The following is an 11,779-nucleotide window of genomic DNA, read 5'->3' as shown; positions in this document are numbered from 1 at the left end:
TACACGTTTAACTCTTTACATCCTTGCCTTTTTTTTCGATAATAGTAATAATAAAGAGTTTTTCTGCTAATAAGTTTATTTGCACTTTTATCCGTTTAAGCGGATTTATTTTTTTTCGCAAAAATTGTCACGTTTTGCAGAATAAAGGGAAGTGCTACCAATCATACTCAATCCGGATCATATCCGGTGGCAGTTAAAGTGGGGTTAAGGTGATTAAATGGCTAATGATCAAATATTGACTGCCGAGCAGGTTGTAGAACGGGCCAGCTTATATCTTCAGCCGGAAGAAGCTGAATTTATTCATAGAGCGTTTAAGTATGCAGAGTATGCTCACCGAGAACAATTCCGTAAATCGGGAGAGCCGTATATTATTCATCCGATTCAAGTGGCGGGCATTCTGGCTGATCTTGAAATGGACCCTGCAACCATTGCGGCAGGTTTTTTACATGATGTTGTTGAAGACACGGAGATCACTTTGAAGGATATTGAAGAAAATTTCAGTCCTGAAGTCGCCATGCTTGTGGATGGCGTGACCAAGTTAGGGAAAATCAAATACAAATCACAGCAGGAGCAACAGGCGGAAAACCATCGGAAAATGTTCGTGGCGATGGCCCAGGATATACGGGTCATCTTGATCAAGCTTGCGGACAGACTGCATAATATGCGGACATTGAAGCATCTGCCGCAGGAAAAGCAGAGAAGGATATCGAACGAGACGCTGGAAATCTTCGCACCGCTTGCCCATCGTCTTGGGATCAGCACGATTAAATGGGAACTGGAAGATACTGCACTAAGGTATTTGAATCCTCAGCAGTATTACCGAATCGTCAACCTGATGAAGAAAAAGCGTGCAGAACGTGAAAACTATCTGGAAGAAGTCATTGATGAAGTGCGTAAAAACGTTGAGGAAGTCAACATTAAGGCTGACCTATCCGGCAGGCCGAAACACATATATAGCATTTATCGCAAAATGGCTTTGCAGAATAAACAGTTCAGCGAAATTTATGACTTGCTTGCCGTTCGGATCGTCGTCAATAGCATAAAAGATTGCTATGCCGTTTTAGGGATCATCCATACATGCTGGAAACCGATGCCTGGCCGATTCAAAGACTATATCGCGATGCCGAAGCCGAATATGTATCAATCGCTCCATACGACGGTGATCGGACCGAAAGGCGATCCGCTGGAAGTGCAGATCCGTACTTCCGATATGCATCGCATTGCCGAGTTCGGGGTTGCTGCGCACTGGGCTTATAAAGAGGGAAAAGATGTCGGTGAACAGCCTTCACTGGAAGAAAAATTGACATGGTTCCGGGAAATTCTTGAATTCCAGGATGATGCGACTAATGCCGAGGAATTCATGGAATCCCTTAAAATAGATCTTTTTTCTGATATGGTATTCATTTTCACTCCAAAAGGCGATGTCATCGAACTGCCATCAGGATCCAACCCGATTGATTTCGCTTACCGGATTCATTCGGAAATCGGAAACAAAACGATTGGTGCCAAAGTGAACGGGAAAATGGTACCGCTGGATTATAAACTGAAAACTGGCGATATCATAGAAATCTTAACATCGAAGCATTCATATGGTCCAAGTCAGGATTGGCTTAAACTGACGCAAACATCTCAAGCGAAAAATAAGATCCGCCAATTTTTCAAGAAGCAGCGCCGGGAAGAAAATATCGAAAAAGGCAAAGAGCTTGTTGAAAAGGAAATCAAGGATATGGAGTTCGACCTGAAGGAAATCCTGGCTGCCGAGAATATCAGGCGTGTTGCGGATAAATTCAACTTCCTGAATGAAGAGGATATGTATGCAGCAGTTGGATATAACGGAATAACAGCCCTTCAGGTAGCTAACCGCCTTACCGAAAAATGGCGTAAGCAGAAAATGGTCGAGCAAGAAGCGGATATTTCTGAAGCGGTAGCCGATCTGAAAACCTTCTCCAATACATCTAAAAAACGTGACTCGGGCGTACAGGTACCAGGGATTGATAACCTGCTTATCCGCTTATCACGTTGTTGCAACCCAGTACCAGGGGACGAAATCGTTGGTTATATAACCAAAGGCCGTGGAGTTTCAGTTCATAGGCAAGATTGCCCGAACCTGGATAGCGGGGATGCCGATCATCGCCTTGTACCGGTTGAATGGGAAAGTACGATTAACGAACGCAAGGAATACATCGTGGAAATTGAAATCAGCGGCTATGACCGTCGCGGCTTATTGAATGAAGTCCTTCAAGCCGTCAATGAAACCAAGACCAACATTTCAGCGGTCTCGGGTAAATCCGACAGGAATAAGGTGGCGACCATTCACATGTCGATTTATATTCATAACATTGCCCATTTGCAAAAGGTTGTCGACCGTATTAAACAAATTTCAGATGTTTATTCCGTTAGAAGGATCATGAACTAAGGAGTTTTTATTGCCATGCGTGTTGTTTTACAACGTTCCAAAGCGGCAAAAGTAGTTGTCGCAGACCAAATAATCGGACAAATCGACAGCGGCCTCGTCCTATTGGTTGGTGTCACCCATGGAGATACGATCGATGACGCCGCCTATTTGGCCGAAAAGATTGTCAATCTTAGAATATTTGAAGATGAAAATGAAAAGATGAACCACTCACTATTGGATGTGGGAGGTTCGATTTTATCCGTTTCACAATTCACCTTATACGGCGATTGCCGTAAAGGCCGTCGACCGAACTTCATGGACGCCGCCCGTCCTGAAGAGGCGAATGAATTATATGAAGCATTTAACGAGGAGCTCCGCAAAAAAGGCGTCCATACGGAAACAGGTCAATTTGGTGCCATGATGGATGTTCAGCTTACTAATGACGGTCCCGTCACATTAATACTCGAAAGCAAAAAGTGACCTGCTGCGGCAGGTTTTTTTTATGCAGAAAAGCCAGCTTCTTATACGAAGCTGGCTTTTCTGGTCCTTATTTAAAATACCGCGCCAAGCCATTATAGATGGCCGATGTGATTTTTTCTTGATACTCATTCGATGTTAATGTCAATTCTTCCACTGGATTACTTAAATAACCTAGTTCAATGAGTGTAGCTACCCGTTTATTTTCACGGGTCACATGATAATCCCCGTATCGTGATCCGCGATTGGGCACCTGCATGGTGGAACCGATTGAATTGGCCAGTGTCGCCGCCAACGCACGCTGGTAGTCATGATAGTAATATGTGGTTATCCCGCTGGTGATCTGGTCCTTGGTGCTATCATAATGGAGGCTGATGAAAGCATCCGCATTATGTATATGAGAAGTGCTGACCCGGGAAGGGAGTGGAACATAGGTATTTCCGCTCCTGGTCAGGATCACTTTTGCTCCTGCCGCCTGAAGTTTGTCCCGCAGTAATTCTGCCGTTCGAATCGTCAGGTTTTTCTCAAGTGTTCCACCGACCCCGATTGTACCGCTATCCCTGCCGCCATGTCCGGGATCGATTACAATCGTTTTATCCTTTAGGTATTTCTCGACGCCTGGTCGTTGGATCTGCTCGGCATTCCCTTCGATCGTCACGATCCATCCGGCCACATAAGCTGTTTTGCCGCCCTTTAGTTTAATGGAATACCAATCGCCTTTCATACCTGATGCCGTGAACGTTTCACCTGCATTGACCTGCTTTACAATCCCCGAGTTGCCATCCGGCTCATTTCTAAGGATCGTACCATCATGAATGATGGTAATCTTGTTTCCTTTTACATCAACCTTTTTTTCCTTCGCCGTTTGCTCAACATTCTCTTTTTCCAGGTACCAACTCACTACCCAGCCCTTTTTTGAACCAGTGAGCTGGATCTGTGTCATATTTTCCTTTGTTTGGAGCACAGCGTAAGTCTCATCCTTGTTCACCGAACCGATGACCTTGCTTGAGAGCGAGGCTTCATTCCTTACATTTAAACCCGTGGCGGTCACCCTTGCAGTAGCGCCTGCCGTGTCCTTTTTCATATCATCATGATTTTCGCTTACTTGTATGTAGGGTTCAGCTACCCAACCGCGGGTTCCTTGGAAATCAATTTCCGCCCATTCATTTTCAACCCTGTACACGGTCACTGACGTATTTTTATTAAGCTTTCCGAGAGCGGCACTGCTTGTTGACGGTTCCGAACGGACATTGAGCCGGTCCACCAAAGTTACTCCGGTTTTTACGGATTGATTCGTTCCTTTTTCCCTAGTTGAATCTTTCTTTGCTGCTTTTTCTGATGCGGAGGGAAGCGTTATGTAGTCAGCAGAGACCCAGCCTTCGATATCCGCCGTTTTGACATTTATCCAATTCTCATTCTTTTCAATGATGTCAACAAAAGTTCCTTTACTCAAGGACCCAACCGTTTGAAATGTAGTGCCGGGGCCTGTTCGGACACGGACGGAGCTGCCTGATATCGTCCCTTGTCCGGATTCCTTTTTGACTTGATTGGTATCAGACCCTGTTTGTCTCTCCACTAACCAATTGGCAACCCAGCCCGTTTTGCCGGTGCCAATCCGGATTTCAATCCAGTCGCCATCTTCATTCAGAATGGGATACGATTCCCCTTTTGACAGTTTTTTTACGATAGGGAAACTGAGACCTGCACCTTCACGGACATTGACCACTTGGGTCGTCACGATATTTTCCCCATCATCTTTTCCAAAAGCGTGATGGACGGGGAAAATCGCTGAGAATATCAGCATCAGTGTCAGGCCGAATAAACCCGATTTCTTCTTCATAAGTTGTCTCTCCCTTTAAATGTCTATATGTATGTATTCTCGTTCAATGAAAATTTCCCTCTTTCCCTGTGCAAAAAACATTTTTTTTAGGAAAGAATAGAGCTTAAATAACTGTAGGAGGGAAACCACATGAAATTCAGCGAAAAAGATCAAACGAGCTTAAGCGGAGGCAACCAAGTACTGGGTGTCGATTTTCACGATTTCATCCAAAAGGAACAAAGCGCAAACCTTGTTGAATTGGCATCCGAATTCGGGGTCAATGTCCGGACGATCAAAAATTTGAAAAAACGTTTGAACCAGTAAAAAGCGATAAATATTCCTCAGTCTGCCTTGACATTTGATGTTAACGTCCGTATGATTATAAAATATCAGACTTATTACTGCAATAACCAATGATGGAGAAGAGTAATTAAGAAACACATGAAAAGAGAGGAAATGCCGAGGCTGAAAGCATTCCACATGATGACTTAATGAAAGAACCCTCCGTAGGCTTCACTCCGAACGGATTTACTTAATAGGAGATGGACGTAAAACAGGCGTTAACTGTTTTTGAGCGGGGGCACTTTTTTGTGTGCTTCAACTAGGGTGGCACCACGGGATATCCAAACTCTCGTCCCTTGTAACATTTACGTTACAAGGGGCGGGAGTTTTTTGTTTGGAAAAAATCAGTATAGCGTGCCGAATAAGAAAGGGCGCTTTGCTTTAAAGGAGGAAACACATATGTCTATTCAGATTCCTAGAGGTACCCAGGATTTATTGCCTGGCCAAACGGAAATTTGGCAGTATATCGAGAACACAGCGCGTGATATTTGTCACCGTTACCAATATAAAGAAATCCGCACACCGATTTTTGAGCACACGGAATTATTTTTACGCGGTGTTGGGGATACAACCGATATCGTTCAAAAAGAGATGTATTCATTTCAAGATCGCGGTGAAAGGAACTTAACCCTTCGTCCGGAAGGCACTGCATCGGTTGTACGGTCATATATCGAGAACAAAATGTTCGGGTGGGCCAATCAACCGGTCAAGCTTTATTATATCGGGCCGATGTTCCGTTACGAACGTCCGCAAGCAGGTCGATTCCGCCAGTTCGTTCAATTCGGCATCGAAGCTTTAGGAAGTAAGGATCCCGGAATCGATGCAGAGGTTCTGTCACTTGCGATGAACCTGTACAAGGAACTTGGTTTGAAAAAGCTGAAGCTAGTCATCAACAGCCTTGGTGATAAGGAAAGCCGGACAGCGCATCGCAATGCGTTAATCAAACATTTCGAACCACGCATCGGCGAGTTTTGCGGCGATTGTCAAAACCGCCTCGAAAAAAATCCATTGCGTATCCTGGATTGCAAAAAGGATCACGATCACGAATTGATGAACACGGCTCCTTCCATCATTGAATATTTAAATGATGAATCCCGTACTTATTTCGAAAAGGTGAAACAGCACTTAACCGATTTGGAAATCGATTTCGTCGAAGATCCGACTCTAGTGAGGGGCTTGGATTACTATAATCATACCGCATTTGAAATCATGAGTGATGCAGAAGGCTTTGGCGCCATCACTACACTTTGCGGCGGCGGCCGTTATAACGGGCTGGCTGAAGAACTTGGCGGACCGGAAACACCAGGAATCGGCTTTGCACTTAGCATTGAACGGCTGATTGCTGCCCTCCAAGCAGAAAACATCGAGCTTCCGATCAAAAAGGGAATTGACTGCTATCTTGTCTCACTAGGTGAAACAGCCAAGGATTATACCGTCAAACTTGCCCATCAATTGCGGAATGCCGGTTTTACCGTCGAAAAAGACTATCAAGATCGTAAAGTGAAAGCACAATTCAAATCAGCCGACCGCCTCGAAGCAAGATATGTGGCGACACTTGGGGATGATGAATTGGCAAATAATAAAATCAATGTAAAGTTCATGGAAACCGGTGAACAAGTCCAAATGGATCTTGCAACATTCGTTGAACAATTCAAAAAGCTACAGGCTTAAGGGGGAAATACCATGTTTGGCAGAACATACTTCAATGGTGAAGTGTCAGAAGCAGCTATTGGTGAAAAAGTAACATTAAAAGGATGGGTACAAAAACGCCGGGATTTGGGCGGTGTCATCTTTATCGATCTACGTGACAGAAGCGGAGTCGTCCAAGTCGTTTTCAATCCGGACATTTCGGCAGACGCGCTTGCCACAGCCGAAAAAATCCGTAATGAATACGTCCTTGATATCCAAGGGACCGTCATCAAACGTGACGAAGCCAACTTCAACCCGAACGTAACAACAGGGACCGTCGAAGTTCAAGCCGAAAACGTTACAATTTTAAACGAAGCAAAGACCCCTCCATTCATCATTGATGAAAGAACGGATGTATCAGAAGACATCCGCTTGAAATATCGTTATCTGGACCTGCGTCGTCCGGCGATGTTCGAAACATTGAAAATGCGCAACAAAACAACAAAAGCGATCCGTGATTACTTGGACGGTGAAGGCTTCCTTGATATCGAAACACCTATCTTAACAAAAAGTACACCTGAAGGAGCACGTGATTATTTAGTGCCTAGCCGCGTACACGAAGGGGAGTTCTATGCACTTCCGCAATCACCGCAAATCTTCAAGCAGCTTTTGATGGTATCCGGTTTCGAACGTTATTATCAAATTGCCCGCTGTTTCCGTGATGAAGACTTACGTGCTGACAGACAGCCTGAATTCACGCAAATCGATATTGAAACAAGCTTCATGAGCCAAGAAGATATCATTAACACGGCAGAAAACATGATGGCTAAAGTGATGAAAGACGTAAAAGGATTGGACGTAACACTGCCATTCCCTCGAATGACTTACAACGAAGCGATGAGCCGTTACGGTTCCGACAAACCGGATACACGTTTCGGAATGGAACTTAAAGATGTTTCCGAAATCGTCAAAGACAGTGATTTCAAAGTGTTCACCGGTGCTGTTGCAAGCGGAGGACAAGTTAAGGCGATCGTCGTTAAGGACGGAAATGCGGATTATTCCCGTAAAGACATTGATGGCTTGGCTGAATTTGCAGCGATTTATGGCGCTAAAGGCCTTGCATGGCTAAAAGTTGAAGAAGACGGTGTAAAAGGGCCAATCGCCAAATTCTTCGCAGAAAATCAAGAGCAATTAGTATCTGCATTGGAAGCTGAAGTGGGCGATTTAATCCTATTCGTGGCGGATAAGAAAGGCATAGTCGCAGATGCACTTGGAGCACTTCGCATCAAGCTTGGTAAAGAAAGAGGCTTGATCGATCAAAGCAAATTCAACTTCCTATGGGTGACGGACTGGCCATTACTTGAATATGACGAAGAAGAAGGACGCTACTATGCAGCACACCATCCATTCACAATGCCATTCCGTGAAGACATGGACAAACTGGAATCAGACCCAGCAAGCGTCCGTGCACAAGCATATGACCTTGTCTTGAACGGCTACGAACTTGGCGGTGGATCACTGCGGATATTCGAACGCGACGTTCAGGAAAAAATGTTCAAAGTTCTTGGATTCTCCGAAGAAGAAGCAAACGCACAATTCGGCTTCCTAATGGATGCATTCGAATACGGAACGCCACCACACGGCGGAATCGCCCTTGGACTGGACCGCATGGTCATGCTGCTTGCAGGCCGCACGAACCTTCGCGACACCATCGCGTTCCCGAAAACAGCAAGCGCAAGCGACCTGCTCGTTGACGCACCGAGTACCGTAAGTGACAAGCAATTGGCTGAACTTAACCTAAGGCTTGCTGCACTTAAAAAATAATTCATTTGGGAAAAATATGAAAAAATACCTATGTGTTTTTCCTTGAAATAGAGTTAAGCATTATGCTATGATGTTTTCAACAAGTAAGAGTCCTGATGTGTTCGTTCTTTAACCTATAAGTTTTGACCGAACACTTATAGTTACCGGGAGCACTAGTTTCCTGGCCGCGTAAAAGCCTCCCTCGAAGAGGACTTACAAACGCGAGGAACCGAGCACCCACCTGCGGAGAGCGGGTTCAAAACAAAGGCGTAAACGGCACAATTGGGACTCTTACACCTTACAAAGCAACTCATGTTAAATAACATGGGTTTTTTTGTGCATTAAAATAGTTAACTCACGAGTAAATGCCGCAAATTCATGAGTATATGGTGCAAACTCACGAGTAAATGGCGTAAATTCACGAGTAAACGGCGCAAACTCACGAGTAAACAGCGGAAATTCACGAGTAAACGGTGCAAACTCACGAGTAAACAGCGGAAATTCACGAGTAAATGGCGGAAATTCACGAGTAAACGGCGCAAACTCACGAGTAAATGGTGCAAACTCACGAGTAAATGGCGAACTCACGAGTAAATAGCGGAAATTCACGAGTAAACAGCGGAAATTCACGAGTAAACGGCGCAAACTCACGAGTAAACAGCGGAAATTCACGAGTAAACGGCGCAAACTCACGAGTAAACAGCGGAAACTCACGAGTAAATAGCGGAAATTCACGAGTAAGCTACAAATCTCATAAATTAAAAAGAGTAAACTTACGGTAAAACGTCTGATTTCAGTTCCTAGCAGGAAAAAAGGGCATTAATAAAGAAGCTTAAGAAGAAGGAGTTGATGTATGGATGTTAAAACCGTGTGAGATGCCTATGAAAATGCTCAAATTGGAGGCATTAAGCAGGAGGCTATCATCAAATCATCCAAAACAGGAAAGAATAAAGAACGATTTCCGGAAAATTCGTACAGGATTTAACGGGGAGCGGAGTATTGGAAAGGAGTTGAAGAATCTCCCGAAAGAATATCGAGTATTTCATGATTTGAGGTTAGACCACGATGGGAGCCGTTATTTTCAAATGGATTTCCTAATAATCACCAGGAATTACTGTATCATCATTGAAGTGAAAAACTTTGCGGGAACGCTCTATTTTGACCGCACCTATCCCCAATTGATTCGTTCAAAAGATGGACAGGAACAGGCATATCTGGATCCGCTAATCCAGGTCGACGTACAAAAATCCCGATTAAATGATTGGCTTACTTTTCACAAATTCCCCTCGCTGCCGATTGAAACGTTAATTGCCAACGCAAACTCGAATACGATCATCAGGACTACCCCAGGTTTTACCCCCATTTTCAAAAAAATCACGGGAAAAGAAACCCTCATCACCAAAATCAATACCCTTGAAAAAAAGTATCCTTCTGAGCAATTAACCCAAAGGCAGAGCACTAGACTTTCGAATACGATTCTGCAAAAAAACACTCCACTTAATCCTGATATACTCAATTTATATCAAATCGATGAGCAAGATCTGCTAAAAAGCGTTCAATGTCCTGAATGCGCTGCTTTCCATATGCACTATCACTGGGGCAAATGGTCATGCAGTCAATGTTCCTACGCCTCCAAAGATGCCCACATTCAAGCTCTTCGCGATTTTGCTCTCCTCATAAAAACAAATATAACAAATAAACAAGCACGGCTCTTTTTACAAATAGATTCAATTGATATTATGCAGCGGATGCTGTCTTCACTGGAATTGCCTTATTCGGGGCAGTTTAAAAATAGAGCTTATAAACTTAATGGATTAATTCACGAGTAAATGGCGAACTCACGAGTAAACAGTGGAAATTCACGAGTAAAAGAGCCAAATTCACGAGTAAATGGTGCAAATTCACGAGTAAATGCCGCAAACTCACGAGTAAACGATCCTGACTCACGAATAAAGACCCCATACTCAAAGAAAACTACCAAAAACCAGCGAATAATCTTCAAATATTCCCATTTAAGTAACACTCCGCAATATAGAGTCGTAAATTATAGTAAGGTTGAGCAATAGTCAGCTAAGGATAGAAAGTAGTGAGGGCTTTGAAAGATTTATTGTATGCAAAGAGGATGGAAATGCTTCAATTAGTGGAGCGGCTAGTGAATATAGATAGTGGTTCTCATACAAAAAAGGGTATTGATGAAATTGGTTCGATTTTGAAAACGAAATTTGAAAGTCTGGATTTTATTGTGGATACCGTTGAGCAGCAGAATTATGGCAATCAGCTGGTCATCCAGCATCGTGATGCGCATCAACCGCATATTCTGGTCGTTGCCCATATGGATACGGTTTTTCCGGAGGGCACAGCGCAAAAACGTCCTTTTAAAGTGAAGGGAAATCGGGCATACGGTCCTGGTGTGGCGGATATGAAGTCTAGTTTGGTTGAGCTTTTTTATGCGATTCTTTGCCTGAAACAGACGGGGCAGACAGGCTATAAGCATGTCCAGATCATTCTTAATAGTGATGAGGAGATCGGGTCTCCGTCATCCGCTTCACTCATATCGGAAAAAGCGGCCAATAAGAAGTTTGCGTTAATTCTTGAACCGGCAAGGACGGACGGTTCGCTTGTCACGGCAAGAAGGGGCTGCGGTCAGTTTAAAGTGGATATTGCGGGGGTGGCCGCCCATTCAGGGATCGAGCCGGAAAAGGGACGAAGTGCAATTGAAGAATTGGCCCATAAGATCATCGCCTTACATCGATTGAATGATCAGCAGAAAGGAATCAGCGTGAATGTCGGCAAAATTGAAGGGGGCTCCGCTGTCAATATGATCGCTTCCCATGCGGCTGCCTTTGTGGATGTGCGGATTTCGGAAAAAAGGCAGGAAGCCATCATCCTCAAGCAACTGAAAAAAATCTGTGCCGAAACCTATATTCCAGGAACGAAAACGACATTAAGCGGGAAAATGGACCGCTCTCCCATGGAAAAGAATGAGAAAACGAACTTGCTTTTAGAGACGATCCGCCAGGCTGGGAAGGAAATCGGCATCGAAATCACGGATACGGCCACGGGTGGAGGTTCGGATGCTTCCATCACTTCTGATTTGGGAATCGCGACAGTGGATGGACTCGGGCCCATTGGAGGGAATGCACATAGTGAAGAGGAGTATTTGGAAATCCCAAGCCTTACGGAAAGGACACTCCTATTGGCAACCGTCATTCAAAAATTATCAAAAATGACCTAGCACACTAATTCCGATTAGACTGCTCATATTTCGCTTGTCATTAATGATGTTTATGATATATTGTTAATTGGGAAGCTAA

Annotated in this window: 10 protein-coding genes, 1 other RNA gene and 1 other annotated feature; of the genes, 8 read left to right on the top strand and 3 right to left on the bottom strand. The window is 44.2% G+C overall.

The annotated features are described in order from the left end of the window. The first annotated feature begins 217 nt into the window (after positions 1 to 217). Both ACJ9PY_RS18490 and dtd read left to right on the top strand, forming a co-directional pair. Entirely contained in the window at positions 218 to 2,416 is a 2,199-nt protein-coding gene (locus ACJ9PY_RS18490) for a RelA/SpoT family protein (RefSeq protein ID WP_034308787.1), read from the top strand. A gap of 15 nt (positions 2,417 to 2,431) precedes the next feature. Then, positions 2,432 to 2,875, top strand: a complete 444-nt coding sequence (dtd, locus tag ACJ9PY_RS18485) for a D-aminoacyl-tRNA deacylase (protein WP_053535817.1) — start codon at positions 2,432 to 2,434, stop codon at positions 2,873 to 2,875. A gap of 67 nt (positions 2,876 to 2,942) precedes the next feature. Here the strand turns inward: dtd and ACJ9PY_RS18480 are convergent, their stop codons facing one another. Further along, entirely contained in the window at positions 2,943 to 4,712 is a 1,770-nt protein-coding gene (locus ACJ9PY_RS18480; RefSeq protein WP_411738722.1) for an SH3 domain-containing protein, read from the bottom strand. A gap of 129 nt (positions 4,713 to 4,841) precedes the next feature. On the opposite strand from ACJ9PY_RS18480, the gene ACJ9PY_RS18475 reads away from it, so the two are divergent. From ACJ9PY_RS18475 to ssrS, 4 genes are all read left to right on the top strand, one after another. Next, positions 4,842 to 5,015, top strand: a complete 174-nt coding sequence (locus tag ACJ9PY_RS18475; RefSeq protein WP_034308777.1) for a hypothetical protein — start codon at positions 4,842 to 4,844, stop codon at positions 5,013 to 5,015. Between the two features lie 80 nt (positions 5,016 to 5,095). Further along, positions 5,096 to 5,333: a binding site (T-box leader), on the top strand. Positions 5,334 to 5,432: 99 nt separating this feature from the next. Then, positions 5,433 to 6,704: a histidine--tRNA ligase gene (gene hisS, locus ACJ9PY_RS18470; protein ID WP_034308774.1), complete on the top strand. Its 1,272-nt coding sequence runs from the start codon at positions 5,433 to 5,435 to the stop codon at positions 6,702 to 6,704. A gap of 12 nt (positions 6,705 to 6,716) precedes the next feature. After that, positions 6,717 to 8,486, top strand: coding sequence for an aspartate--tRNA ligase (gene aspS / locus ACJ9PY_RS18465; protein ID WP_411738721.1), 1,770 nt, complete (start codon positions 6,717 to 6,719; stop codon positions 8,484 to 8,486). An 86-nt stretch (positions 8,487 to 8,572) separates the two neighbouring features. Further along, positions 8,573 to 8,758: non-coding RNA, 6S RNA (gene ssrS, locus ACJ9PY_RS18460), on the top strand. Positions 8,759 to 8,780: 22 nt separating this feature from the next. Here ssrS and ACJ9PY_RS18455 read toward each other — a convergent pair. Beyond that, positions 8,781 to 9,200, bottom strand: coding sequence for a hypothetical protein (locus ACJ9PY_RS18455; protein ID WP_411738720.1), 420 nt, complete (start codon positions 9,198 to 9,200; stop codon positions 8,781 to 8,783). Between the two features lie 122 nt (positions 9,201 to 9,322). Here ACJ9PY_RS18455 and ACJ9PY_RS18450 point away from each other — a divergent pair, with 122 nt between their 5' ends. Continuing rightward, positions 9,323 to 10,294, top strand: a complete 972-nt coding sequence (locus tag ACJ9PY_RS18450; protein WP_411738719.1) for a nuclease-related domain-containing protein — start codon at positions 9,323 to 9,325, stop codon at positions 10,292 to 10,294. Here ACJ9PY_RS18450 and ACJ9PY_RS18445 read toward each other — a convergent pair. Continuing rightward, complete coding sequence (locus ACJ9PY_RS18445) at positions 10,285 to 10,467, bottom strand: hypothetical protein (protein WP_411738718.1); 183 nt, start codon at positions 10,465 to 10,467, stop codon at positions 10,285 to 10,287. The two genes, ACJ9PY_RS18450 and ACJ9PY_RS18445, sit on opposite strands and share 10 nt — an antisense overlap. A gap of 84 nt (positions 10,468 to 10,551) precedes the next feature. On the opposite strand from ACJ9PY_RS18445, the gene ACJ9PY_RS18440 reads away from it, so the two are divergent. Then, the gene (locus ACJ9PY_RS18440; RefSeq protein WP_411738717.1) at positions 10,552 to 11,700 is read left to right on the top strand and encodes a M20 family metallopeptidase; all 1,149 of its coding nucleotides are present in this window, start codon (positions 10,552 to 10,554) and stop codon (positions 11,698 to 11,700) included. Positions 11,701 to 11,779: the final 79 nt, after the last annotated feature.

Origin of the sequence: Peribacillus sp. S4, from assembly GCF_046715815.1 — a bacterium.
In the GTDB taxonomy this organism is placed as follows: domain Bacteria; phylum Bacillota; class Bacilli; order Bacillales; family DSM-1321; genus Peribacillus; species Peribacillus frigoritolerans.
The sequence above is the reverse complement of the archived record's forward strand: the minus strand, read 5'-3'. Positions and strand labels throughout refer to the sequence as shown.